Raw genomic sequence first — 23,455 nt, 5'->3', positions numbered from 1 at the left:
TCATGCCCTGATCTCCCTCCAGCGACGGTTGTCGCGGTGCATCAGGCGCAACGCCTCCTCGGGCCCCGAGGATCCGCTGTCATAGGGTTCGGGCCGGCGCTTGCCCTCCTCCCAGGACTTGATGATCGGGTCGGTCCAGGCCCAGGCCGCCTCGACCTCGTCACCGCGCATGAACAGCGTCTGGTTGCCGCGGATCACGTCCATAATCAGCCGCTCGTAGGCGTCGGGCATGTCCGCGCCCTCCGGCCCCAGGGCATCGGCAAAGGACATATCCAGCGGCACCTGCACCAGGCGCATGCCGCCCGGCCCCGGCTCCTTGATCATCACCTTGAGGTTCATGCCCTCGTTCGGCTGCAGGCGGATGACCAGCTCGTTGGCCTTGGGATGGCCGCTGTCGTCAAAGATCGAATGCGGCGGTTCCTTGAAGGTGATCGCGATCTCGCTGGTCCGCGCGCGCAGCTTCTTTCCGGTGCGCAGATAGAAGGGCGTGCCCTGCCAGCGCCAGTTGGAGATGCGAACCTTCATCGCGACATAGCTTTCGGTCCGCGAATCGGGGTCCTCGGCGTCGGTCAGATAGTCGCTGCCCTCGCCCTGGTACTGGCCGCGGACGATGTCCTTGGGCTCCAACGGCTCCAGCGCGCGGATCACCTTCAGCTTTTCGTCGCGCACGGCGTCGGGGTCGAAGTGATAGGGCGGCTCCATCGCGATCAGGCACAGAAGCTGCATCATGTGGTTCTGGACCATGTCCCGGATCGCGCCGGACTTGTCGTAATAGCTGCCGCGTCCGGCCACGCCCACGGTCTCGGCCACGGTAATCTGGACGTGGTCCACGTATTGCGCGTTCCACAGCGGTTCGAACAGCACGTTGGCAAAGCGCACCGCCATCAGGTTCTGGACGGTTTCCTTGCCCAGGTAATGGTCGATCCGATAGATCTGCTGTTCGTTGAAATGCTGCGCCAGCGTGGCGTTCAGCGCCTTGGCGCTGGCCAGATCGCGGCCGAAGGGCTTTTCCACCACGATGCGGCTGTCGTCATCGGCGATGCCGTGGCCCGCCAGACGCTCGGCGATGTCGCCGAACAGCGCCGGCGCGACCGAGAAATAGAACGCATGGACCGCGCCCTTGCGCATCCGGTCCTTCAGCGCCTGCCAGCCGCCCTCGCCCTTGGCGTCGATGGGGACATAGCCCAGCAGGCCCAGGAACTCGGTCAGCTGCTGGTCGTCCGCCTTGGCGCCCGCGAACTCGCAGATGGCCTTGGACGCCTCGGCGCGGAAGGCGTCGTCGTCCTGGTCGGTGCGCGCGGCGCCGATGATCTGGCTGGTGGCCGGGAACTGTCCCGCCTTGAAGCGCCGGTAGAGACCGGGCAGGATCTTGCGATGGGCCAGATCGCCCGTGGCGCCAAAGATCACGAGGTCGAAGTCATCGACCGGAATGACACGAGAGACCATGCTGTCCTCCTGTTGGGTGGCGTTCGCCTTACCCCTTGTTAGCGATAACAGCAATGCCGTTCAACCTTTCACTGCACGCGCCAGCCGCGGAAGCCGACAGCGCTTCAGCATCTCGGCCATGCTCATGGCACCGCCCGCCGCCTCCGCACGGTCGCGGGCGGCCTGCAGCGCGGACAGGACCGCGGGCCGGTCGCGCGCCAGTAGATCCAGCAGGAACGCATCGGGATGGATGGCGCGCAGGCCCAGCACGGCCATCATCCGCTGCGGAAAATCGCGCAGGTTCGCGGTGACGATCAGGGATGCGCACCCGGCCAGGGCGGCCTCGACCACATGGCGGTCGCCGGGGTCGGGAAAGTCTAGGTCGATCGCCGCCTGACCGTCATTGGGCTGCACCGCCTGCGGAAAGCGCAGGCGCAGCAGCGCGATCTGGGCCCCCGCGACGCTTTCGGCATCGGGACCGATGCGGGCGGCGGCGCGGTGCCATTCCTCCAGGATGCGGTCCGACCAAAGCGCGTGGTAAACCCCCGCCTGCGCCAGATCGGTCAGGATCTCGCGCAGGATGGTGGGGAACAGCACATTGGCGTCCAGGACGGCGCGCATCAGTCCAGCCGGAAGAACAGCGCCTTGAGATAGCCCGTCTCGGCCAGCTGCGGCAGGGTCGGATGGTCGGGCCCGGCCTGACCCGTGTGGATCAACACCCCGCGCCGCCCGCCGCGTCCGATGCCGCGCGCGCTGACGTTGCGGAAGGCGGTCAGGTCGGCGGCGTGCGAACAGCTGCACAGGACCAGATAGCCACCCGGCGCGACCAACGGCGCGGCCATCTTGGCCACCCGCTCATAGGCGCGCAGGCCCTTCTCCAGCGCGGGCTTCGACGGCGCGAAGGCCGGCGGGTCGCAGACCACCACGTCGAAGGTCCGCCCCTGTTCGGCTAGGGCCTCCAGCGCGTCGAAGGCATCCGACTGCTGCGTCTCCAGCCGGTCCGCGGCACCCATGGCGGCTGCACCGCCCCGTGCCAGCTCCAGCGCAGGCGCGCTGCCGTCGATGCAGAGCGCGCTGTCGGCCCCCGCCGCCAGCGCCGCCAGGCCGAAACCACCCACATGGCTGAACACGTCCAGGACCGACCCGCCATCCACCAGCCGCTGTGCGAAGGCGTGGTTCGGGCGCTGATCGAAGAACAGGCCCGTCTTCTGCCCGCCCAGAAGGTCGGCCAGATAGGTCGCGCCGTTCATGCGGACCTGGACCGGGCCGGATGGGGCGGTGCCGCGGATGACCTCCAGCCGCTCGGCCAGACCTTCCAGGCCCCGCGACCGGCCCTGCCCGTTCAGGACGACCGTGGAGACGCCCGCGACGTCGATCAGCGCATCGGCGATGTCCTCGGCCATGCCGTCGGCCCAGGCCGCGTTGGGCTGGATCACGGCCGCGTCGCCGAAGCGGTCGATGACCAGGCCCGGCAGGCCGTCGGCCTCGGCATGGACCAGACGATAGAAAGGCTCGTCATAGATCCGCTCGCGCATCTGCAGGGCGCGGGTCAGGCGCGCGCGCAGCCAGGCGCCGTCGATCACCGCGCCCGGGTCGGTGTCCATCACGCGGGCGATGATCTTGCTGACCGGGTTCACGGTCACCAGGGCCAGCAGCTGACGTTCGGCATCCTCCAGCACGGCCAGGCCGCCGGGGGGCAGCGCCTTGGTGCGGCGGTCCAGCACCGCCTCGTCGGCAAAGACCCAGGGGAAGCCGTGGCGGATCGCCTGCGGCTTGGATTTCGGGCGCAACCGGATCACGGCACGATCGTTGGGATGGCCGGCGGTCTGGTCGTCGCTGTGCAGTTCGCTCATGGCAAAACTCCTTTTGCGGTCGATCTGACATTTCCCACCCCCGCGCACAAGGCTGGCCACCGCCGATGGTTGAACCGTTAACGCTAACGGCGTATAGTGCCGCAAAGCCAGAGGAGGCACCCATGACCCTTCACGCCATGATCGACCGCGTCACCGACCGCATCCGCGAGCGGTCCCATGACAGCCGCAGCGCCTACCTGGCCAAGATCGCCCGTGCGGCGCAGGACGGCCCGGCCCGTGCGCACCTGTCCTGCGGCAACCAGGCCCATGCCTATGCCGCGATGGACGACAAGGTCGACATGGCGACGACGCGAAAGCCCAATATCGGGATCGTGACGGCCTATAACGACATGCTGTCAGCGCATCAGCCCTTTGAACGCTATCCCGACGTGATCCGCGCCGCGGGCCGCGCGGCGGGGGCCACGGTGCAGGTCGCGGGCGGCGTCCCGGCCATGTGCGACGGCGTGACGCAAGGCCGCCCGGGGATGGAGCTGTCGCTGTTCTCGCGCGACGTGATCGCCCTGGCCGCCGGGGTGGCCCTGTCGCATGACTGCTTTGATTCGGCGCTGTACCTGGGCGTCTGCGACAAGATCGTGCCGGGGCTGATCATCTCGGCCGCGACCTTCGGGCATATTCCGGCGGTCTTCGTCCCCGCGGGTCCGATGCCCTCGGGCCTGCCCAATGACGAGAAATCCAAGGTCCGCCAGCAATTCGCCACCGGAGAGGTCGGTCGCGACGAGCTGATGAAGGCCGAGATGGCCAGCTATCACTCGGCGGGCACCTGCACCTTCTACGGTACCGCAAACACCAACCAGATGCTGATGGAGTTCATGGGCCTGCACCTGCCTGGCTCAAGCTTCGTGAACCCGAACACGCCGCTGCGCGAGGCGCTGACCGTGGCCGCGGTCCAGCGCGCGGCGCAGATCACCAATCTGGGCAACGAATACACTCCCGCCGGTCAGGTGCTGGACGAACGCGCCTTCGTGAACGGCATCGTCGGCCTGATGGCCACGGGCGGGTCCACGAACCTGGTCCTGCACCTGCCCGCCATGGCGCGGGCTGCGGGCGTCATCATCGACATCGCCGATTTCCACGACCTGTCGGAGAATGTGCCGCTGATGGCGCGGGTCTATCCCAACGGGCTGGCCGACGTGAACCATTTCCACGCGGCGGGGGGCCTGGGCTACATGATCGGGCAGCTGCTGGAGGCGGGCCTGCTGCATCCGGACGTCAAGACGATCACCGGGTCGGGGCTGGACAGCTATGTCCGCGAACCCAAGCTGGACGGCGACACCATCCGGTGGGAGGACGGCGCGCGCACCACGCTGAACGACCGCATCCTGCGCCCCGCCAGCGATCCGTTCGCAGCCACGGGCGGGCTGAAGCAGCTGCAGGGCAACCTGGGCCGCGGCGTCATCAAGATCAGCGCCGTCGCCCCCGAACGCCACCTGATCGAGGCCCGCGCCCGCGTGTTCCAGGACCAGGAATCGGTCAAGACCGCCTTCCGCGCCGGCGAGTTCACCGAGGACACGATCGTCGTCGTCCGCTTTCAGGGGCCGCGCGCCAACGGCATGCCGGAACTGCATTCGCTGACCCCGACGCTGGCGGTCCTGCAAGACCGCGGCCTCAAGGTCGCGCTGGTCACCGACGGGCGCATGTCGGGCGCGTCGGGCAAGGTGCCTGCCGCGATCCACGTCTCGCCCGAAGCGGCGATGGGCGGTCCGCTGGCGCGGCTGCGCGACGGCGACCGGGTGCGGCTGGATGCGGCGAACGGCACGCTGGAATGCCTGGAGGCCGATTTCGACAGCCGCGATGCCGCCGTCTTCGACCCCAAAGGCAGCCGCGAGGGCCTGGGACGCGAGCTGTTCGCGGCCTTCCGCGCCAATGCCGGGCCTGCGACCGAAGGCGCGGGCGTGGTGGTCTGATCCGTCAGGCGGCGGCGGCGACCTCACAGACGACGCGGCGCAGATAGCCCGCGAAGTCCGAGGCCGTCCGCCGCGCCGGGCCGTCCGTCACATAGACGTTCAACCAGGTCGGCGGCAGCGGCGGCAGCCCGCCGCCATGTTCCACATCCTCCAGCCCCGCCTGCGGAATGCCGCGGGGGCGCACGGTGACGCCCAGATCGGCGGCGGCCAGGATGTGCCAGTTCTCGTCCCCGCCCTCTCCGGCAGGGTGGGTCCAGGCGATCCCGGCCGCGTCCAGCGCCGCGATGGCCGCCGGGTAATAGGCGCAATGCGACGATGTCGCCAGGGCCAGCGGCCGCTCCTGCCAGGCGCTACCGCCGACCGCGCCGACCCAGGCCAGATCGACCTTGGCCAGATGGATCGCGCCCGCCGGTGCCTCGAATTCGGTGGTCAGGATGACGTCGTGTTCGCCCCGCCGCATCTGCGCCCGCAGGTCCTTGGTCCGGGCGTCGCGCATGACCAATTCAACCCGCGGGTAATCCTTGCGAAAGGCGCGCACGGTCTGGGCGACCTTGGCAAACAGCCAGTCGCTGCTGAGACCCACGCGCAGCTTCTGTTCGGGCTGCAGCCCGGTATAGCGCGACAGGATCGCATCGTTCAGCGCCACCAGCTTGCGGCTTTCGCCCAACAGGTCCTGCGCGAAATCCGACAGGATGACCCCCCGGCCGACCTTGGCCAGCATGGGACGGCCGAACACCTCCTCCAGCCGCTTCATCTGCATCGACAGGGCGCTTTGCGTCATGTTCAGCGCCTCGGCCGCCCGGGTGACGGCACCGTATTCGGCGACCGCCTGCAAGGACCGCAGCGTCGCGATATCCAGATTGCGCATCATCCATTTTCCCTGATGGATCACATCAAAACCATTCGTTTCACAAATACGCCCCCGGACGATATTCATCAACTGGAAAGATGATCGGAACAATATCCATCATCGCTGATGATGTATTCAATCAAGGAGGCTGAACGATGACCCAGAAGAACGCCCTGCTGCGCGTGGTGACCGGCCATGGCATCCTGCCCCGCCCTTGGTGGGTGGAACGCGTATTGACCATGTTCGATGTACGCCGCACCCGGATCGACCTGTCGCGTCTGTCCGACGACCAGCTGCGCGACATCGGGCTGACCCGCGACGACGTGATCGCCGAAATGTCCCGCCCCATCTGGGACGTGCCCGCCCATTGGCGCCAGGACCGGGACGTCCGCTGCTAGGTGGGGTCGTGCGGCGGGCCGAAGCGGGCGCGCATCCGCGTCTCGATCTGGTCGCGGGTCTGGCGATAGGCCGCCAGCCGCGCCTCGCGCCCTTCGGCAAGGCCGGTCGGGTCCATGATCGGCCAGTATTCCACGTCCAGATGCGCATGACGCGTCATTTCCAGCGCCATCCGCTGGCTGGCCGGCGACAGGGCCACGATCAGGTCGAACTGGCCCAGGTCGTCGCCCCAGTCCTGCATCTCCTCGAAGCTGCGGCTGCGGTGGTTGGCCAGCGGCACGCCGATCTCGTCGCAGACGGCGATTGCGAAGCCGTCGACCTCCATGTCGTTCTTCACGCCCGCCGACTGGACATAGGCCGCGCGACCATAGAACTTCTTCATCATCCCCTCGGCCATGGGCGAGCGGATGGAATTGTGGTCGCAGCAGAACAGAACCGATGAGGGGATCTTGTCCTGCGTCATCGGATCAGCCCTGCGGGATCAGCGCACAGATCAGGGTGAACAGGCGGCGCGCGGTGTCGATGTCCAGGCTGGCCTTGCCCTCCAGCCGCTCCTGCAGGGTGCGCGCGCCTTCGTTGTGGATGCCGCGCCGGGCCATGTCGATCGCCTCGATCTGGGCGGGGGGCAGGCGCTTGACCGCGTCGAAATAGCTTTGGCAGATCTGGAAATAGTCCTTGACCACCTGCCGGAACGGCCCAAGGGACAGGTGGAACTCGGCCACCTTGGTCGCATCCTCGGCAGTGACGTCGAAGACCAGCCGCCCTTCGCGGATGCACAGCTCCAGCACGAAAGGCCCGTCTGGCGCGGCACCCCCGTCGCGGCCGGGAACGGCAAAGCTGTTGTCCTCGATCAGATCGAAGATGGCGACGCGCCGCTCCTGCTCCATTTCCGGCGTGGCCGGGGCGATGGCGCTGTCGTCAATCTCGATCCGGGTGATGCGGCTCATTCCAGCGGTCTTTCGTTCAGTGTCCCGAGCCGAGCCTGAACCGAAGCGCCATGCGCCTGCAAGCCCTCGGATGCGGCCAGACGCACCGCGGCGGGACCGATCGCGGCCAATGCCCCCGGCGTCAGCCGCGCCATGGTCGTGCGCTTGAGGAAATCCATCACCGACAGGCCGGAACTGAACCGCGCCGACCGTGCCGTGGGCAGGACGTGATTCGGGCCGCTGACATAGTCGCCCACCGCCTCGGGCGTATGCGCGCCCAGAAAGATCGCGCCGGCGTGGATGCATTTGGCCGCCAGCCCCTCGGGGTCGGCCACGCACAGTTCCAGATGCTCGGGCGCGATGCGGTTCGACAGGGCTGCGGCCTGATCCAGGTCATCCACGACGATCAGCGTGCCGTAATCACGCCAGCTGGCCCCCGCAATGGCCGCGCGATCCAGCGTCGGTATGATCCGCTCGACCTCGGTCGCGACCGCTCGGGCCATGGCGGGGTCGGTGGTGATCAGGATCGACTGCGCATCCGCGTCATGCTCGGCCTGCGCCAGCAGGTCCCAAGCCAGCCATTCGGGGTTCTGGTCCGCGTCCGTGATGACCAGAACCTCGGACGGGCCCGCAATCATGTCGATGCCCACGCGGCCGAACACCTGCCGCTTGGCCGCGGCGACATAGGCGTTGCCGGGACCGGTGATCTTGTCGACCGGCGCGATGGTGTCCGTGCCGTAAGCCATCGCCGCCACCGCCTGCGCGCCCCCGATGCGATAGATCTCATCCACCCCCGACAGCTGCGCCGCCAGCAGGACCAGCGGGTTGATCACCCCGTCCGGCGTCGGCACGCAGATAACCAGCCGTTCCACCCCCGCGACACGCGCCGGGATCGCGTTCATCAGCACGCTGGAGGGATAGGCCGCCTGCCCGCCCGGCACATAGAGGCCTGCCGCCGACACGGCACTCCACCGCCAGCCAAGGGTCGCACCCTCGGGGTCGGTCCAACTGGCATCCTCGGGCATCTGGCGGGCGTGATAGGCGCGGATGCGCTCGGCCGCCAAGGCCAGGGCGGCGCGGTCCTCGGGCGTCACGCGGGCCACCTGCTCCGCGATCTCCTTGGGCGAGAAGCGCAGCGTCGCAGGCGTCAGGTCCAGCCGGTCGAACCGGGTCGTCAGATCGCACAGGGCCGCGTCGCCGCGGTCGCGGACATCGCGGATGATGGCGGTGACCGCGTCGTTCACGTCCGACGAATCCTCGCGCTTGGCACCCAGCATCGCGCGGAAGCCCTGTTCGAAATCGGCATCGGTGCTGTTCAGAAAGACCGGCATCATCATTCCCTTCGTGTTCCCGCGCGCCCCTATCCTGCGCCCCCGTCCGGCTCAAGCGTCAGGGGGCGGACAGGATGCCGCGGGCTTCGTTCTTGCCCAAAGACCCGGAAGCGGCCCTAGTCAGGATGCCGCGGTGCCTTGCCCGACACCGCCCGATGCGGGCGCGTCACGTCGCGCAGGTCCAGATTGATGCATTCCACATCGGCCAGGATGGTCCCGTCCCCCGCGAAATCCAGCGACAGGCGACCTGTCCCGTCCTCTCCAGCCTGCCAGCGGATCGCCAGCAGCGACAGGACGGTGTCCCCGTCGTGCCCGACGCCGTCGCTGACGACGCGCATCACGTCGCTGATGACCAGCACCGAACGCACGCGTTCGAATTCGCGGTTCTGCAACCGGGCGTCCGCGGCATCCTCCCACCGAAAGCGCGTGATCAGCAGCGACAGCCGCCGCGCCTTGGCATCATGACTGATGTCGGCGCCTGTCAGCACCGCATCCTGGACCAGCGAAGACAGGATGCGCAGGTCGGCCTCGTCCTCGGCCCTCAGGGCCAGCGGCCGGGGGTCGGCATCGGCGAAACGGGCATCCTCTGCCATGGATCACTCCTCCTTGACGCGTTCGATATGGGCACCCACGCCGCGCAGCTTGCGCACGACATGTTCGTAACCGCGATCCAGGTGATAGACGCGGCTGACGGTCGTCTGCCCCTGCGCGGCCATCCCGGCCAGGATCAGGCTGACCGAGGCGCGCAGGTCGGTGGCCATCACCGGCGCCCCGCGCAGCTTCTCGACCCCGGTGACGGTCGCATGGCCGCCATGAACCTCGATCTGCGCGCCCATGCGGGCCAGTTCGGGCGCGTGCATGAAGCGGTTCTCGAAGATTGTCTCCTCCAGCACCGACGTGCCCTCGGCCAGGCACATCAGGGCCATGAACTGCGCCTGCAGGTCGGTGGGGAAACCGGGGAAGGGCTCGGTCCGAACATCGACAGCGCGCACGCGGCCGTTCCTGCGCGCGACCTTGAGCCCGCGCTCGGTCTCCTCGACGCTGATCCCGGCCTCGTCCAGCTTCTCGCAGAAGGCCGCCAGCAGCTCGATCCGGCCACCCAGCAGCTCGACTTCGCCACCGCACATGGCGGGCGCCAGCATATAGGTGCCCAGTTCGATCCGGTCGGTCACCACCGGATGCGTCGCGCCATGCAGGGCCTGCACACCCTGGATGGTGATGGTCCCGGTCCCCTCGCCCTCGATCTGTGCGCCCATCGCGCGCAGGCAGCGGGCCAGATCGACGATCTCGGGCTCGCGCGCGGCGTTCTTCAAGACGGTCGTGCCGCGCGCCAGCGTGGCGGCCATCAGCGCGTTTTCCGTCGCGCCCACCGACACGACCGGGAACTCGAAGACCGCGCCCTTCAGGCCCCCCGCCGGTGCCTTGGCGTGGACATAGCCCTCGCACAGGTCCAGCGTCGCGCCCATCGCCTCCAGCGCGCGCAGGTGCAGGTCCACGGGCCGCGCGCCGATCGCGCAGCCGCCGGGCAGCGACACCTCGGCCACGCCGTCCCGCGCCAGCATCGGCCCCAGCACCAGGATCGAGGCACGCATCTTGCGCACGATGTCGTATTCCGCCCGGTGGCTGGCCATCGCATGGCTGGACAGCGCCAGAACCTGGCCTTCCTGAAGGCTGGCGACCTCGGCCCCAAGCGAGCCCAGCAGTGCGGTCATGGTGCGAATGTCGGACAGGCGCGGCGCATTGGTCAGCGTCAGCGGCTGATCGGTCAGCAGCGTCGCGGGCATCAGCGTCAGGCAGGCGTTCTTGGCACCCGCGATGGGGATTTCCCCGTGAAGGGGGCCGTTCCCCGTGACGATGATCTGGTCCATCAGCTGTCCTTGCCTGTCTCGCCGCCCGCATCCGGGGCAGTCTTGTTGTCGTCCCGATCCGCCCGCGCCCGCGCCTGTTCCTTGCGCCGTGTCAGATTCGCGCGCAGCGCCTGTCGCAGGCGTTCCTCGCGGCTGTCGGGGCTTGGCTTGTCATTGCGTCGGTCGGTCATGGCAGTCCTGTTAGCGCCGCGCGGGCCGCACGTCCAGCAAACGCACACGCCGCGCGCGATCAATCGCCAAAATCCCGAAAAATCGTTCGGACCCCCTTGCAGGGGTCGAAACCTTTGTCTAAACGCCCCCTCACGTTGCTGTGGTAGCTCAGTGGTAGAGCACACCCTTGGTAAGGGTGAGGTCGAGAGTTCAATCCTCTCTCACAGCACCATTTTTCTTGAGTATATGCAAGAACTTGTGGTAGTTCAGAGGCTTGAAGCCCCCTCAGTGGTATACAGAGGTGGCATACATGGCCCTCCGAATGCCCAGTCCGACTAAGCATCCGAAGACCGGCATCTACTATCTGACAGTCCGGTCACCTTCCGATCTGGTGCGCGCTGGCGCCCGCCCGGTCCTGAAAGAATCCCTCCGCACGAAAGACCCGGCAGAAGCCAAGCGTCGATTTTCCCTTCGCTATGAAGAATTGCAACGGGAGTGGCAGGCAATGCGCTCCGGCCCGGCGATGATCCCCTTCGCCCAGCTTGTAGCCCTTGCTGGCGAGTGGCGGCGTGAGTTGGACGCGATGGTCGAACAAGAGCCGGGAGAGACCCAGCTTTGGGCGATCCTTCGGGAGAAGACGGCTGTGCCAGATGCCACCCCCGAGGGATTGGCAAAGTGGTATGGCGACGACGCGGACAGGTTGCTTCTTCGGGCCGCGCTGAACGCAGACGATTACAGCCGCCATCGGTTCATCGGGCAGGTGCATATGGTTGCGAAAGAATGGGCTGACTTCCAACATCGCCGGTCTGAAGGCGACTTCCGCCCTGACCCGCTGGCCGAGAGGTTTCCCGCTTGGGTCCCCCCCACATTCCCCGAACAGCCGCCCTCCCCAGCTGACTTCTCAATCACCGATGCGTTCAAACTCTGGGAACGCGATCATCTCGCCAACGGGAAAGCCGAATGGTCTCACGGCGGTTTCCGTGCGGGTGGATGCTCCGGCCTTTAAGTCGTCTTTTTTCAAGCGTCCTTGCGCTGAAAGGCTCATGTGCAGAGAATAGTCGAGAATGGATTGCAGGAGAGCCGCATGGACTGGGCGTCAGTGGACTGGGCAGTAGTGATTGCAACTTTTTTCGGCCCGATCTTTGCGGTGGCCGTAACCCTTTGGCACCAAGGCCGCAGCGAAAAAAGGCAAGCGCGGCAGACTGTTTACGGATGCATGATGCGTCTTCGTCGTCACCCACTGAATCCGGAGTTTGTCGGCGCATTAAACATGGTTCCGATCTACTTTCACAAGAGCAAAGCGGTTCGCGAAAGCTACCGTGAGGTGATGCGCATGACAGAAGACGCAGGGTGGAAAAACCCAGAGACTATGGGTCTGACATTTGAGCGATTTCAAAGCGCAATCGGCCTCCTCCTGTCAGACATGTCCAAGGTGGTCGGAACGAACATCAGCCAACTAGACATCTTGCGTGGAGCATATGCACCAGAGCAATGGGCAACTGATGAAACCGAAATGCGCGAACTGCGCCGCGCGGCCTTGCAGGTCCTTTATGGTCATCGGAATGTGCCCGTCGATGTAAGGTCCCTGGTTGACCCTGCCGCGCCAACTCAACAGCAGGACATTTAGAGTAAGTTCACGTCACCCGCACAAGCCCTCCGTTGCACCTCCGAAGCCTTCCTACCATATGCCTTCAGCGCGCTGCTTGGTTTCCTTCAGTCTGGCGGGTAGGGCACGGAGGTGGTATACAAGGCTTGTCAGCGCCCTTAAATTCATTAACAAATACAGTATACTGCAACGAAATGCGCCGAGTTCAATCCTCTTTCACAGCACCATTCACCCACAGATGCACCCAGATCCCGCGCCGCAGGGTTGTTGCGTCACCCGCAGATCCTGCGGATGACGCTTGGCGATCACACGTCCGCTTCGCAGACGGCGTCGCCCCAGGGGCTCATGATCTCGGTCGCGCCGCAGTTCCGGCCCGCCTGGCGCATGACGCCCGCGGGCACGGCGAAGGCATAGGGATGGACCGTTCGCCGGGCGGTCGTCACGGGGCCTAGGGCGGCCAGCGCCTGCGCCACGTCCTGCGGCAGATCCTCGTCCATGACCGTGCCTGTCGCGGCGGAGGCGTCGATCCGCGGCGTGTGGAACGCCTGTTCCAGGTCCATCCCAAAATCCGCCATGAAGCTGACCAGGTTGGCCACCGCAGGCAGGATCTTGCGGCCGCCCGACGCGCCGATGGCGAACATCCGGTCGCCCACCTGCCCGACGGTGGGACAGACGTTCATCAGGCACCGCTTGCCCGGCGCCAGCGAATTCGGTCGACCCTGCTCGGGGTCGAACCACATGATGCCGTTGTTCAACAGCATCCCGGTCTGCCCGGACACGACATGGCTGCCGAACATCGACAGCAGGGTCTGGGTGACGTTCACCATGTTGCCGTGCCGGTCCACGACGCTGAAGCTGGTGGTGCAGGCCGGGGCGCGCGGGCTTTCCCCCGTGTCGCCCGCATGGGCCAGCCGGTCGCGATAGGCATCGCCCAGGCCTGACGCCAGCGCGGCATAGCTGGCCGCCGACGGCGCATCACCGGGATCGAAGGCCGCCTGCATCTGCTGCAGGGCCGTGACCAGTTCCGCCCCCGCGGACAGACCCGACGGCGCATGGATGACGGCATCGCGATAGCGGACCGTCCGGGGCGCACGGGCCTCTGCCTGATAGCTGCGCAGATCCTCCATCGACAGGCAGCCGCCCTTGGCGCGGACGTCGTCGACCAGCATCCGGCCGATGTCGCCGTGATAAAAATCCCGGGCACCATGTTCGGCCAGCCGGCGCAGGGTGTCCGCATGGACGCGCTGATCCAGTCGCGCGGCCGAGGCCGTGGTCCAACCGGCGATGTCGGGCCATTGCCCGTCCGCCAGGAACAGCGCCGCCGCATCGGGGTCCTGCGCCAGCTGGCGCGCCGCGGACGCGATCAACAGCGACGAATACCAGTCGAGCAGCATCCCCTCCTCTGCCAAGGCCACGGCGGGGGCCAGCAGATCGCCCCAGTCGCGGGTCCCGTACTGCCGATGGGCCAGCGCCATCCCGGCGACCGTGCCCGGCACCGCGACAGAGGTCGCGCCATAGATGTTGCGGTCGTCCCTGACGCGCGTCCAGGGAAACAGGTCCGCCGCCTGCCGCCCCGGCTCCAGCGGATAGTCGGCTGCGTCAAGGCCCGCGGGTGCGCGCATCCCGAACTCGATCGTCTCGGCCCGCTGTTCACCCGCGCGCCACAGGGTCATCATGCCACCGCCCATCGGACCCGACATCCACGGCTCGACCACGCCCACCGCGAAGGATATCGCGACCGCCGCGTCCATCGCGTCGCCCCCGGCGGCCAGGACCGCGGCGCCGACCTCGGCCGCCTTGCGATGCTGCGCGGCGACGACGCCGCCATCGGTCCAGACGACCTCCTTGCGGATGCGTTGCGTTCTGGAGAAATTCGACATGGCCTGGCCTTCCGTGATCGACATCGCCTGCGGGGGGACGCCCCGCCCCACCTGAGCGCGCCGGGCAGCGTCATGCAAGGGCGGGCCGCCCGACATGTGCAAACTTGACACCGCCGGTCGTCCGGTTAAGTCGGCACCGGTCGTTCACGACGGAACGGCCATCCGACGATCCTCCTCCGTACAGGCCGACGCATCAGGGCTGCATCATCAGCGCCGGTCGCAGCGCACGGGCCGAGATCCTCTGAAATCATGCGCCCTATGGACCCGCCATGACATCCACCCGACCATCCGCCCCGCCCGCCGGCGCGGTTCCCGCCAATTCGCCCGCCCAGGTCCTGACGGCCAGCCTCATCGGCACGACGATCGAATTCTTCGACTTCTACATCTATGCGACGGCCGCGGTGCTGATCTTTCCGTCGCTGTTCTTTCCGGGATCGGACCCAACCACGGCGCTGCTGGCGTCCTTTGCGACCTTCTCGATCGCATTCTTTGCGCGGCCGTTGGGGGCCATCGTCTTTGGCCATTACGGCGACCGCATCGGGCGCAAGGCCACGCTTGTCGCCGCGCTTCTGACGATGGGGGTGTCTACCGTCACCATCGGCCTGCTGCCGACCTATGACCAGATCGGCGTCTGGGCGCCGCTGCTGCTGGCGCTGTGCCGGTTCGGACAGGGCTTCGGCCTGGGCGGCGAATGGGGCGGGGCCGTGCTGCTGGCGACCGAGAACGCACCCGAGGGCAAGCGCAGCTGGTACGGGATGTTCCCGCAACTGGGCGCGCCCGTCGGTCTTCTGCTGTCGTCGGGGTTCTTCTGGGTGCTGCTGCACTTCATCACCCAGGACGAGCTGCTGGCCTGGGGCTGGCGGCTGCCGTTCCTGTCGTCGATCCTGCTGGTCGGGATCGGCCTGTGGATCCGCCTGTCCATCACCGAGACCCCCGAATTCGCCGAAGCCGTGAAGAAGGACAAGCGCGTGTCCGTCCCCCTGGCCGAACTGTTCCGCCATCACAAGCTGAGCGTCTTCCTGGGCACCTTCGCGGCGCTGGCGACCTTCGTGCTGTTCTATCTGGCGACGGCGTGGCTGTTGTCCTACAACGTTAAGGTCCTGGGGATCCCGTTCAAGGATGCCTTGCTGATCCAGATCTATGGATCGGTCGTCTTCGGCCTGACGATCCCCTTTGCCGGCAAGATCGCGGATCGCACCGGGCGCTATGGCTTCCTGATCATCGTGACCATCCTGATCGGGGCCTTTGCCCTGTCCTTCGGGTCGCTGATGCAGGGCAGTGCCCAGAACGAGTCCAGCGTCTATCTGTTCGTCACGATCAGCCTGATGCTGATGGGCCTGACCTATGGCGTCATCGGGGCGGCGCTGGCCGCGCCCTTCCCGGCCCAGGTCCGCTATACCGGGTCGTCGCTGACGTTCAACTTTGCCGGCATCTTCGGCGCGTCGCTGGCGCCTTATGCGGCGACCTGGCTGCAGATGAACTATGGCATGGCGCAGGTCGGATACTATCTGCTGGGCGCCGCCGTGATCTCGTTGATCTGCATCGTGGCCACGGGGCGCGACAAGATCTGATCGCCGACCGGTGATCTTTGCACCCCGCGCCCGGCGGCGCGGGATGCACCCGTCATGCGCCGCCGCGCAGACAGGCCCCAAGCGTGCGCCGCTGCCCACCATCGGCGTCGAAATTGTCGGGCGCCAGCCACACCAGATAGCCGGGCCGCAGTTCCTGCCAGTCTTGATCGGTCATCGCGAACCAGGCCGTGTCGCGGTTGGTCCCCTTGACGACCATGTGCTGGCGAAAGACCCCCTCGGGCCGAAAACCGAAACGCAGGGCGGCCCGTTTCGAAGGCGTGTTCAGGTCGTTGCATTTCCATTCGAACCGCCGATAGCCCAACGCAAAGACGTGGTCGGCGAACAGGAACAGCGCCTCGGTCGCCATGCGGCTGCGCTGCAGGGCGGGGCCCCACATGATGCTGCCGATCTCGATCACGCCATGGGTGCGGTCGATCCGCATCAGCGCCTGACGACCCTCGGCGCGGCCCGTGGCGGCATCGACCACCGCAAAGAACATCGGGTCTGCCGATGTCGATGCATGCTCGACCCAATCCGCAAAAGTGTCACGATCCTGGGGCGGATGCTCGAAAAGCCAGCGAAAGCGGTCATCGGCCCCACCTGCGGATGCGGCCGCGTACAGCGTCCCTGCATGACCGGCCTGAAGCGGTTCCAGCCGCACGTATCGTCCAGCGATCACCGCCCGCGCTGGGGCCGGGGGCGGTGACCAGCGGGTCAGGTCCACATGCATGTCCCATCGCTCCTTTCCAAGGCTGGCGGTCCGTTGCGCCACGGACGGACCCGCGCGACGCGTGACTCGGGATGGCCCCTGGGCATCACACCGGCGCCTCGACCAGCGTCAATGCCCCGTCGGGCAGCGGCCGCTGCAGCTCAGTCGCCGGTATGCCGTCCAGCCAGGCGTGCCATTCCTGGGGGCGCGTCAGGATCACCGGCATCGCCTTGGGATGGATCGGCGCGACCTCGGCGTTCGGAGGACAGGTCAGAAAGGCATAGAGGTCGTCGACCGTCTCTCCGTCCTTGACCTTGCGGACCGATCGCCAGCCGCGCGTCTCGATCCCGGCAAAGAACAGGGTCGCGCCTGGATCGGCGGGTGCGAACCACTGCACGCCCTTGCCCTTGCCGCGCGGTTCGGAAAAGCTGGTCAGCGGCACCAGACAGCGATGCTCGCGGCCAAGCCAGCGCCGCCAATGGGGCGACTCCAGGTTGCGGACATTCGTGACGCCCGGGTCGCGCTCCGTCTTCAGCGCAAAGCGCGGCGACGGCATGCCCCACCGCGCCTTGACCAGTTCCGGCCCGTCCGCGCCGTTCCGGATGATCGGCGCCAACTGGTCGGGATAGACGCTGCCCGGCGCCAGATTTCCCGACCGGTCCGTCAGCCCGTCGATCAACCGGACCAGCGCCTCCTGCGGCGTCGTGTGGTTGTAAAGGTTGCAGATCGCCCCGCCCTCCGCTGGTTCGCGTCCATTTCTGGGCCCGCCCCGGACCGGCGTCAATGACCCGCCGGCCACTGTGACAGGCATCGCGGGCATGGGGCCGCCGCTGTGTCAGCCGTGCTCTTCGGCGGCGGTCTGTTCCAGGGCCTGGTTCAGGGCGCGCAGGACGTCGATGTGATGGACGCTGCCGATCAGGCGCAGGGGGTCGTCCGGGCCGTCGCAGGCCGTCACGGCCAGAAACACCGCGCCGCTTCGTTCGAACAGCGGCAGGGCCTCGGCCAAGGTGGTGGTCGGGGCCACGGTCGGACCGCGTTCCGCCATGGCACGGACCAGATCCTCGGCCGGGGCATCCGGGGCGTCCAGCGCGCGGATGACCGGCGTGACGCGCAGCTGATGGGGCAGCCAGGCCTGCGGCCCTTCGGAGAGGTGGATGCCCCGCCGCTCCAGCTGGGTCAGAAAGAACGACCGCCTGACCAGGGTCGACGCCAGGGCCGAACTGAGCGAGACCGAGGTCATCACCGCGATGCCCGTCTGCCAGTCTCCGGTCATCTCGAACACGATCAGCGCGGTCGAGATGGGGGCGCCCAGGACCGCCGCGCCCACCGCGGCCATGCCGGCAAAGGCATAGACATTGACGCTGCCGGAATAGCCGGGCGCAAGGGTCGTGGCGATGATCCCGAACGCCAGGCCGGTCAGCGACCCCATGACCAGCGCGGGCGAGAACACCCCGCCCCCCATGCGCCCGCCCAGCGTGATCGCGACCGCCACCGCCTTGACGACCGCGAACATGACCGCCTGCCCCAGGCCGATCTGGCCGGACAGCGCCGCGGCGGTGGTTTCATAGCCCACGCCGATGATGTGCGGAAAGGGAATGGCGATCACACCAAGGGCAAGCCCCGCCAGCGCGGGCCGGGACCAGCGCGGCCAGCCGATCCGCGCCATCGCCCGCGTCGCCAGGCTGTCGGCGCGAAAGATCCCGCCCATCATCGCCGCCGCGACCAGCGCGCAGACAAGGCCCAGCACCATGAAGGCGGGCAATTCGATATGGAAGGCCAGGTCAGGCTCGACCGGCAGCATGAATTCGGTCAGGCCGCCGAACTGCAGCCGGTTGATGACCGTGCCCGCCACCGCGGCGATCGCGATCGGGGCAAAGGCGCGCGTCGCGAAATGCCGCAGCACGACCTCATGCGCGAAAAGCGCCCCGGCGATGGGCGCGTTGAAGCTGGCGGCGACCGCACCCGCGACGGCGCATCCCAACAGCTCCCTGCCGGTCATAGGGCTGGCCTTGATGCGCCGCGCGACCGCGGTCGAGACGACGCCGGCCAGATGCACGACTGGCCCCTCGCGCCCGGAACTGCCGCCGGTGCCCAGCGTGATCAGCGAGGCCGCGGCCGATGCCAGACCCTCGCGGACCTCGACCCGGCCTCCGTCCAGCGCCGCGCCCTCGATCACGTCGGCCACCGCGCGCACGCGCCCGTCGGGGGTGAAGCGGTCCAGGATCAGCCCGACGACAAGTCCGCCCAAGACCGGCACCACCAGCACCCAGGCCCAAGGCAGGTCGCGCGCGACGCTGGCCAGCGTCAGGTCGTCGGCGCCGTAGAGGGCCGTCTGAACCCCCGAGATACCCAGCCTGAACCCAAGCGCCGCAAATCCCGCCGCGATGCCGATCAGCAGCGCCAGCACCCAGAACTGCACCTGTCGCAGGGCCCTGTCGGCCGCAATGCGCAGGACGGGATACAAGTCGCGACGCCACCGGCGCAGGGTGCGTCTGACAAGAAGGGCGAAGGCAGGTCTCATTCGGGCAAGGCTGGCACAGCATCGTCATCTTGGCGAGGGTGATCCGTCATGCGGACATGGTGCACGGCCCATGGCCGGGACCGGCACGGCGTTCCACCGATACCGGGCACCCCACATCGGCGGCGGCTGATCCCCCACGACGCGGCCGATGGCGGCGTCAGAGGGCCAGCCCCTCGCCCCGGGGATCATGCGCGCCAGAACAGCCCGTCGCGTCGATGCGGATCGCGCCTGCGCAGCCGAAGATCGGGGACAGGGTCGGCAGTTCGGCCGTCTCATGCCCCATTGCGGCCAGAGAGGCGATCGCCGCGTCGCCCAGGGAGGCCTCGACCTTGAGGCTGTCGCGGCTGTCCGAAAAGGTTCGCCCCAGAAGAAAGCGCGGCTGCGCCAAGGCTGCCTCGGGCGACAGCCCCAGGTCGATCAGGCCGCTCAGCAGGACGGCCAGTGTCTGCGGCTGGCCATCCGCGCCCTGCGTTCCATAGAGAAGATGCGGCCGACCATCCTTCAGCGCGATGCCGGGGTTCAGCGTATAGAAGGGCCGCTTTCCGGGGGCGATGACATTCGGGTGGGTCGGATCGGTAGCAAAGCTTGCGCCACGATTGTGCCAGATGATCCCGGTATCACCGATGACGCAACCGCTGCCCCAGTCGAAATAGGTGCTCTGCAGGACCGATGCGCAGCGCCCCTGCCCGTCCGTCGCGGCGAAGAACACCGTATCCCCATGCCGGACCCTGTGCGGCCAGGCCAGTGCACGATCCGCGCGGATCGCGCCCGCCTTGGCGTCCAGCCGATCCGGGTACAGCAGCGCCGATATGTCGTCCCCCGCGTGGTCCGGGTCGGCGATACGCCCGCGGTCCAGGAAGGCCTGCTTGACCGCCTCGACCAGCAGGTGGGTCCGCATTGCAGGGTCGCGGGGGATCCGCAGCCGGTCGAGGATGCCCATGATGGCCAGCGTCGTTATCCCCTGCGTGGGCGGCGGCGGCGCCAGCAGCGTCAGGTCGCGATAGGGCTGGGACAGCGGTTGCGCCGCCCGGCTGTGCGTCGCGGCAAGGTCGGCGGCGGTCAGCGGCGCGCCCGCCTGGGCCAGGCCCTGGGCGATCCGCTGCGCCGCCGGTCCCTGATAGAAGCTGCGAAACCCGTCCCGGACCATCAGGGACAGGATCTCGGCCAGTTGCGGCTGGCGCAGCAGGTCGTTTTCGGCAGCGGCGAACTGGGCCGCAAAGCCCGGCCAGTCCGGCCAGTCCGCGGCGCGGAAATCCAGCCAGAACCGTTGGCTGTCGCTGGGCCGAAACCCGTCGCGCGCAAGGGTCAGTGCGGGCGCCAGCAGCGCCTCCGGCGTCATCGCCCCGCTCCATCGGGACGCAGACAGGCGCAGGGCATGGTCCCAGCTGTCGACGGCGCAGGCGGTCGTCAGCATCGACCCCGGCCCCCGCAGGGGCAAGGCGTCGGGCAGGTCCGGCAGGACGCCCGGCGCCTGGCCGATGCCCATCAGCGTCGTCGCCCAACCGTCGCGGTCGGCCATGAGCCAGACCGCGTCGCCGCCCAAGCCGCAGAAATGCGGCATGACCACGGCCAGAACCGCGCCCATCGCCACAGCGGCCTCGGCCGCGGTGCCGCCACGCTGCAGGACGTCCGCCCCGGCCCGTGTCGCCAGCGGGTGCGGGCTGGTGGCCATCGGCTGCATCGCGGCGGCCGCCATCAGTCGGCCAGGACCAGCTGGCGGTCGTTCAGCGGCGGCAGGAAGCTGCGGTCGAAGACCTGCCCGGCTGCGGGCGTGGTCTGCAACTGATAGCCCTCGGCGACGATGTCGATGGCGCGCGACAGGCGGTCGTCATCCAGATCGCCCAGACCGATCCGCGTCACCTCGTCCGAAGCGATCAGGTTCTCGTACGAGAACATCATCCGCGCCATCTCGAGGTCGCGATTGGCCAGGTTGTCGAAGGCCAGGACGGCATCGACGCCTGCCTCGTGGTCCTGGGCGATCTCGACCGCGGCGCGGTTGATCGCACGGACCAGGCCGGTCACGGCCTCGGGGTTGTCGGCGATCATCGCCTGAGAGACCATGACCCCGTTGGCATAGAGGTCCAGCCCGTGATCGCCGAAGTTCAGCCAGTTGAAATCGGCGGCGGGGTCCTGGCGGTTGTTGATCAGGTTGAACCAGGCCGTGATGTTGAACACCATCGCCCCGTCGATGTCGCCGCGGATCAGCATGGGCTCGGTCAGGTTCGGCGCTAGGCTTTCGATGGTGATGCTGTCCAGGTCGACGTCGTTCATGCGCGCAAAGACCGGAAGCAGCTTGGTCGTGGGCGTCCCGGGTGCGCCGCCCAGGGTCTTGCCCGTCAGATCGGCAGGGGTCGTAATGCCGCTTTCCTTGCGGGTCACGACCGTGAAGGGCGGATCGTTCCACAGCTGATAGACCATGACCGGGGTCTGGTCGGGGCGTTCGGCGGCGTTCTGGATGATGGCGTTGATGTCGCCGAAGCCCGCGTCATAGGTGCCCGACATGATCCGGGTGACGGTGGCGGCGGACCCCTCGCCCTGGTCGATGGTGACGTTCAGGCCCTCCTCCTCGAAATAGCCCTTCTGCTGGGCCAGCAGGATGGGCGCATCCGACCCCTGCGTCTTCCAGCCCAGGGTGAAGCGGATGTCGGTCTGGGCCAGCGCGGGGGCGGCCATCGCGATCAGGGATGCGGCGGCAAGCAGCGATTTCAGCATCGGGATACCTTTCGGATCAGGAGGGGGACAGGTCGGTGCGGCGGTTCGCCCAGCCCACGACGCGGCCTTCGATGACCGAGAACAGGACGTAGAGGGCGACCCCCAGGAAGGCCAGGATGAACAGGCCGGCTAAGACCAGCGGCACGTCGAAGTTCGACGATGCGCTCATCATCACGTTGCCGATGCCCTTGTTCGAGGCGACGGTCTCGGCCAGCACGGTGCCGACAAAGGCATAGGTCGCCGCGATCTTCAGCGAGGCGAAGAAGAACGGCATGGTGCGCGGCAGGCCCACGTTCAGCAGCAGGTCCATCTTGCCGGCGCCCAGGGATTTCAGCACGTCCTCCATCTCGGGCTCGGTCGTGGCAAGGCCGGTGGCGATGTTGACCACGATGGGAAAGAAGCACATGGCCAGCGCGGTCAGGACCGCAGGCACCGGCCCCGCCCCGAACCACAGCACGAAGATCGGGACGACCGCGACCTTCGGGATGGACGAGAACCCGATCAGCAGCGGATAGGCCGTGTCATAGGCCACCCGCGACGTGCCGATCAGCGCGCCGATCACGACGCCGACCGCCACGCCAAGGCCAAAGCCGATCATGGTCGTCCACAGCGTCTGGATGATGTGCGGCCACAGGACCGGAAAGCGCGCGACCAACGTCGCCATCACCTGCGACGGGCGCGGCACGACCAGGTCGGACACGTTCAGGGCCAGGCACAGAACCTCCCACCCCAGGAAGAAGGCGACGATCAGCGCGGCGGACCACATGCGGCGACGGATGGCATAGTTCATGACGCGACCTTTCGGGCGGATTCGCCGCGGGCATCGATGATGCGTTCGCGCAGGCGCTGGTTCAGGGCCACGAAATCGGGCTGAAAGGTCATCTCGACCGTGCGAGGGCGGGGAAAGGTGACGGGGCTGTCGTCGATGATGCGGCCGGGGCGCGCGCTCATCACGCAGATCCGCGTGCCCAGAAAGCCGGCCTCCTTGAGGTCATGCGTGACCAGGATCACGGTGGGGCGACGCTTGATCCACAGATCCTGCATCGTGCCCCACAGCTCCTCTCGGGTGAACTGGTCCAGCGCGCCGAAGGGTTCATCCAGCAGCAGCAGGCTGGGTTCGTGGATCAACGCGCGGCACAGGTTGGCACGCTGCAGCATGCCGCCCGACAGCTGCCAGGGGTAATGACCGGCGAACTTTTCCAGACCCACATCGGCCAGCAGCGCGTGGACCCTGTCGCGGTACTCGCCCCGCTTCTTGCGGGCGTAATCCTGTCGGAACGGGCGCACGATCTTCAGCGGCAGCATGACGTTCTGCTCGATCGTCAGCCATGGCAGCAAGGTCGGATTCTGGAACGCCATGCCGACGCGCAGGGCGCGGGCCGCGACCTCGCGTCCGCCCACGATGATCTCTCCGCCGGACGGGCGGGTCAGGCCGCCGACCAGCTTGAGGATCGTCGACTTGCCGCAGCCGGACGGCCCGACAAGCGCCAGGAATTCGCCCTCGTCCAGGTGCAGGTCTGTCGGTTGCAGCGCCTGGACGCGCTCTGCGCCCTGTCCGAAGGCGACCGACGCCCGCGACAGCTGAACCGCTGGTCGCTTTCGTTCCGGCGCGATCTGTGCAAGATCCGGGTTCATGAGGTTCCCCTGTCAAAGGTGCATGACAAAAGTGCATACACTTTATACCGATTTCGTAGCCCGCCGGTGCCTAACCGCGCAAACCGCGGGGCGCTGG

23 protein-coding genes and 1 tRNA gene are annotated in these 23,455 nt (G+C 67.4%); 6 read left to right on the top strand and 18 right to left on the bottom strand.

What is annotated here, in order from left to right; translation table 11 throughout:
* From zwf to EOJ32_RS08385, 3 genes are read right to left on the bottom strand one after another with little or no spacing between them, the layout of a single operon-like run.
* A complete protein-coding gene (gene zwf, locus EOJ32_RS08395) occupies positions 1-1,446 on the bottom strand; it encodes a glucose-6-phosphate dehydrogenase (protein WP_127898249.1) in 1,446 nt (481 codons plus the stop codon).
* 60 nt (positions 1,447-1,506) lie between these two features.
* Positions 1,507-2,046 (bottom strand): RSP_2648 family PIN domain-containing protein, encoded by a 540-nt coding sequence (locus tag EOJ32_RS08390; protein WP_127898248.1) that lies wholly within the window; start codon positions 2,044-2,046, stop codon positions 1,507-1,509.
* Entirely contained in the window at positions 2,046-3,278 is a 1,233-nt protein-coding gene (locus EOJ32_RS08385; RefSeq protein ID WP_127898247.1) for an RSP_2647 family RNA methyltransferase, read from the bottom strand. Before EOJ32_RS08385 ends, EOJ32_RS08390 begins: the two co-directional genes overlap by 1 nt.
* 122 nt (positions 3,279-3,400) lie before the next feature.
* Between EOJ32_RS08385 and edd the strand changes: the two genes are divergently transcribed.
* Positions 3,401-5,203 (top strand): phosphogluconate dehydratase, encoded by a 1,803-nt coding sequence (gene edd, locus EOJ32_RS08380; RefSeq protein ID WP_127898246.1) that lies wholly within the window; start codon positions 3,401-3,403, stop codon positions 5,201-5,203.
* A 4-nt stretch (positions 5,204-5,207) separates the two neighbouring features.
* On the opposite strand, the gene EOJ32_RS08375 is transcribed toward edd, so the two are convergent.
* Positions 5,208-6,074: a LysR family transcriptional regulator gene (locus tag EOJ32_RS08375; protein ID WP_164871413.1), complete on the bottom strand. Its 867-nt coding sequence runs from the start codon at positions 6,072-6,074 to the stop codon at positions 5,208-5,210.
* 134 nt (positions 6,075-6,208) lie between these two features.
* On the opposite strand from EOJ32_RS08375, the gene EOJ32_RS08370 reads away from it, so the two are divergent.
* On the top strand, positions 6,209-6,451 hold the full coding sequence (locus EOJ32_RS08370; protein ID WP_127898244.1) for a DUF1127 domain-containing protein: 243 nt from the start codon (positions 6,209-6,211) through the stop codon (positions 6,449-6,451).
* Here EOJ32_RS08370 and EOJ32_RS08365 read toward each other — a convergent pair.
* The 6 genes from EOJ32_RS08365 to EOJ32_RS20110 form a co-directional block, all read right to left on the bottom strand.
* Positions 6,448-6,912, bottom strand: coding sequence for a low molecular weight phosphatase family protein (locus tag EOJ32_RS08365; protein ID WP_127898243.1), 465 nt, complete (start codon positions 6,910-6,912; stop codon positions 6,448-6,450). The two genes, EOJ32_RS08370 and EOJ32_RS08365, sit on opposite strands and share 4 nt — an antisense overlap.
* Before the next feature lie 4 nt (positions 6,913-6,916).
* Positions 6,917-7,396, bottom strand: coding sequence for a UPF0262 family protein (locus EOJ32_RS08360; protein WP_127898242.1), 480 nt, complete (start codon positions 7,394-7,396; stop codon positions 6,917-6,919).
* Positions 7,393-8,706, bottom strand: coding sequence for a histidinol dehydrogenase (gene hisD, locus EOJ32_RS08355; RefSeq protein WP_127898241.1), 1,314 nt, complete (start codon positions 8,704-8,706; stop codon positions 7,393-7,395). The genes EOJ32_RS08360 and hisD overlap by 4 nt, the downstream gene beginning before the upstream one ends.
* Positions 8,707-8,822: 116 nt before the next feature.
* A complete protein-coding gene (locus EOJ32_RS08350; protein ID WP_045999462.1) occupies positions 8,823-9,299 on the bottom strand; it encodes a DUF2948 family protein in 477 nt (158 codons plus the stop codon).
* 3 nt (positions 9,300-9,302) lie between these two features.
* Complete coding sequence (gene murA / locus EOJ32_RS08345; protein ID WP_127898240.1) at positions 9,303-10,574, bottom strand: UDP-N-acetylglucosamine 1-carboxyvinyltransferase; 1,272 nt, start codon at positions 10,572-10,574, stop codon at positions 9,303-9,305.
* Positions 10,574-10,744, bottom strand: coding sequence for a hypothetical protein (locus tag EOJ32_RS20110; protein WP_164871412.1), 171 nt, complete (start codon positions 10,742-10,744; stop codon positions 10,574-10,576). The genes murA and EOJ32_RS20110 overlap by 1 nt, the downstream gene beginning before the upstream one ends.
* A gap of 137 nt (positions 10,745-10,881) precedes the next feature.
* Here EOJ32_RS20110 and EOJ32_RS08340 point away from each other — a divergent pair.
* The 3 genes from EOJ32_RS08340 (at position 10,882) to EOJ32_RS08330 (ending at position 12,351) form a co-directional block, all read left to right on the top strand.
* A tRNA-Thr gene (locus tag EOJ32_RS08340) sits at positions 10,882-10,956 on the top strand.
* Between the two features lie 78 nt (positions 10,957-11,034).
* Positions 11,035-11,730 (top strand): DUF6538 domain-containing protein, encoded by a 696-nt coding sequence (locus EOJ32_RS08335; RefSeq protein WP_127898239.1) that lies wholly within the window; start codon positions 11,035-11,037, stop codon positions 11,728-11,730.
* A 78-nt stretch (positions 11,731-11,808) separates the two neighbouring features.
* Entirely contained in the window at positions 11,809-12,351 is a 543-nt protein-coding gene (locus EOJ32_RS08330; protein ID WP_127898238.1) for a DUF6680 family protein, read from the top strand.
* Positions 12,352-12,635: 284 nt separating this feature from the next.
* Here EOJ32_RS08330 and EOJ32_RS08325 read toward each other — a convergent pair whose 3' ends face one another.
* Positions 12,636-14,210 carry a gamma-glutamyltransferase gene (locus EOJ32_RS08325; protein WP_127898237.1) on the bottom strand — a complete coding sequence of 525 codons (1,575 nt, stop codon included), beginning with the start codon at positions 14,208-14,210 and terminating at the stop codon, positions 12,636-12,638.
* 269 nt (positions 14,211-14,479) lie between these two features.
* Between EOJ32_RS08325 and EOJ32_RS08320 the strand changes: the two genes are divergently transcribed.
* A complete protein-coding gene (locus EOJ32_RS08320) occupies positions 14,480-15,781 on the top strand; it encodes an MFS transporter (protein WP_127898236.1) in 1,302 nt (433 codons plus the stop codon).
* 52 nt (positions 15,782-15,833) lie between these two features.
* Here the strand turns inward: EOJ32_RS08320 and EOJ32_RS08315 are convergent, their stop codons facing one another.
* The 7 genes from EOJ32_RS08315 to EOJ32_RS08285 form a co-directional block, all read right to left on the bottom strand.
* Positions 15,834-16,553 carry a GNAT family N-acetyltransferase gene (locus tag EOJ32_RS08315; protein WP_240542381.1) on the bottom strand — a complete coding sequence of 240 codons (720 nt, stop codon included), beginning with the start codon at positions 16,551-16,553 and terminating at the stop codon, positions 15,834-15,836.
* 43 nt (positions 16,554-16,596) lie between these two features.
* The gene (locus tag EOJ32_RS08310) at positions 16,597-17,310 is read right to left on the bottom strand and encodes an SOS response-associated peptidase (RefSeq protein ID WP_240542380.1); all 714 of its coding nucleotides are present in this window, start codon (positions 17,308-17,310) and stop codon (positions 16,597-16,599) included.
* 15 nt (positions 17,311-17,325) lie between these two features.
* Complete coding sequence (locus EOJ32_RS08305; RefSeq protein WP_127898234.1) at positions 17,326-19,011, bottom strand: chloride channel protein; 1,686 nt, start codon at positions 19,009-19,011, stop codon at positions 17,326-17,328.
* Between the two features lie 157 nt (positions 19,012-19,168).
* Positions 19,169-20,707, bottom strand: coding sequence for a gamma-glutamyltransferase family protein (locus EOJ32_RS08300; protein WP_240542379.1), 1,539 nt, complete (start codon positions 20,705-20,707; stop codon positions 19,169-19,171).
* Positions 20,707-21,723 (bottom strand): ABC transporter substrate-binding protein, encoded by a 1,017-nt coding sequence (locus EOJ32_RS08295; protein WP_127898233.1) that lies wholly within the window; start codon positions 21,721-21,723, stop codon positions 20,707-20,709. Before EOJ32_RS08295 ends, EOJ32_RS08300 begins: the two co-directional genes overlap by 1 nt.
* 16 nt (positions 21,724-21,739) lie before the next feature.
* Positions 21,740-22,513: an ABC transporter permease gene (locus EOJ32_RS08290; protein WP_127898232.1), complete on the bottom strand. Its 774-nt coding sequence runs from the start codon at positions 22,511-22,513 to the stop codon at positions 21,740-21,742.
* Positions 22,510-23,358 (bottom strand): ABC transporter ATP-binding protein, encoded by an 849-nt coding sequence (locus EOJ32_RS08285; RefSeq protein ID WP_045999468.1) that lies wholly within the window; start codon positions 23,356-23,358, stop codon positions 22,510-22,512. Before EOJ32_RS08285 ends, EOJ32_RS08290 begins: the two co-directional genes overlap by 4 nt.
* Positions 23,359-23,455 lie beyond the last annotated feature (97 nt).

The sequence above is a fragment of the Paracoccus sp. Arc7-R13 genome, from assembly GCF_004010775.1.
Lineage (GTDB): Bacteria > Pseudomonadota > Alphaproteobacteria > Rhodobacterales > Rhodobacteraceae > Paracoccus > Paracoccus marcusii.
This window is presented reverse-complemented; position numbering and strand designations above follow the sequence as displayed.

Bases quoted from the DNA above. Each gene is read 5' to 3' on its own strand.
- zwf (WP_127898249.1), bottom strand. From the start codon at position 1,446: ATGGTCTCTCGTGTCATTCCGGTCGATGACTTCGACCTCGTGATCTTT.
- EOJ32_RS08390 (WP_127898248.1), bottom strand. From the start codon at position 2,046: ATGCGCGCCGTCCTGGACGCCAATGTGCTGTTCCCCACCATCCTGCGC.
- EOJ32_RS08385 (WP_127898247.1), bottom strand. From the start codon at position 3,278: ATGAGCGAACTGCACAGCGACGACCAGACCGCCGGCCATCCCAACGAT.
- edd (WP_127898246.1), top strand. From the start codon at position 3,401: ATGACCCTTCACGCCATGATCGACCGCGTCACCGACCGCATCCGCGAG.
- EOJ32_RS08375 (WP_164871413.1), bottom strand. From the start codon at position 6,074: ATGATGCGCAATCTGGATATCGCGACGCTGCGGTCCTTGCAGGCGGTC.
- EOJ32_RS08370 (WP_127898244.1), top strand. From the start codon at position 6,209: ATGACCCAGAAGAACGCCCTGCTGCGCGTGGTGACCGGCCATGGCATC.
- EOJ32_RS08365 (WP_127898243.1), bottom strand. From the start codon at position 6,912: ATGACGCAGGACAAGATCCCCTCATCGGTTCTGTTCTGCTGCGACCAC.
- EOJ32_RS08360 (WP_127898242.1), bottom strand. From the start codon at position 7,396: ATGAGCCGCATCACCCGGATCGAGATTGACGACAGCGCCATCGCCCCG.
- hisD (WP_127898241.1), bottom strand. From the start codon at position 8,706: ATGCCGGTCTTTCTGAACAGCACCGATGCCGATTTCGAACAGGGCTTC.
- EOJ32_RS08350 (WP_045999462.1), bottom strand. From the start codon at position 9,299: ATGGCAGAGGATGCCCGTTTCGCCGATGCCGACCCCCGGCCGCTGGCC.
- murA (WP_127898240.1), bottom strand. From the start codon at position 10,574: ATGGACCAGATCATCGTCACGGGGAACGGCCCCCTTCACGGGGAAATC.
- EOJ32_RS20110 (WP_164871412.1), bottom strand. From the start codon at position 10,744: ATGACCGACCGACGCAATGACAAGCCAAGCCCCGACAGCCGCGAGGAA.
- EOJ32_RS08335 (WP_127898239.1), top strand. From the start codon at position 11,035: ATGGCCCTCCGAATGCCCAGTCCGACTAAGCATCCGAAGACCGGCATC.
- EOJ32_RS08330 (WP_127898238.1), top strand. From the start codon at position 11,809: ATGGACTGGGCGTCAGTGGACTGGGCAGTAGTGATTGCAACTTTTTTC.
- EOJ32_RS08325 (WP_127898237.1), bottom strand. From the start codon at position 14,210: ATGTCGAATTTCTCCAGAACGCAACGCATCCGCAAGGAGGTCGTCTGG.
- EOJ32_RS08320 (WP_127898236.1), top strand. From the start codon at position 14,480: ATGACATCCACCCGACCATCCGCCCCGCCCGCCGGCGCGGTTCCCGCC.
- EOJ32_RS08310 (WP_240542380.1), bottom strand. From the start codon at position 17,310: ATGCCCGCGATGCCTGTCACAGTGGCCGGCGGGTCATTGACGCCGGTC.
- EOJ32_RS08305 (WP_127898234.1), bottom strand. From the start codon at position 19,011: ATGAGACCTGCCTTCGCCCTTCTTGTCAGACGCACCCTGCGCCGGTGG.
- EOJ32_RS08300 (WP_240542379.1), bottom strand. From the start codon at position 20,707: ATGGCGGCCGCCGCGATGCAGCCGATGGCCACCAGCCCGCACCCGCTG.
- EOJ32_RS08295 (WP_127898233.1), bottom strand. From the start codon at position 21,723: ATGCTGAAATCGCTGCTTGCCGCCGCATCCCTGATCGCGATGGCCGCC.
- EOJ32_RS08290 (WP_127898232.1), bottom strand. From the start codon at position 22,513: ATGAACTATGCCATCCGTCGCCGCATGTGGTCCGCCGCGCTGATCGTC.
- EOJ32_RS08285 (WP_045999468.1), bottom strand. From the start codon at position 23,358: ATGAACCCGGATCTTGCACAGATCGCGCCGGAACGAAAGCGACCAGCG.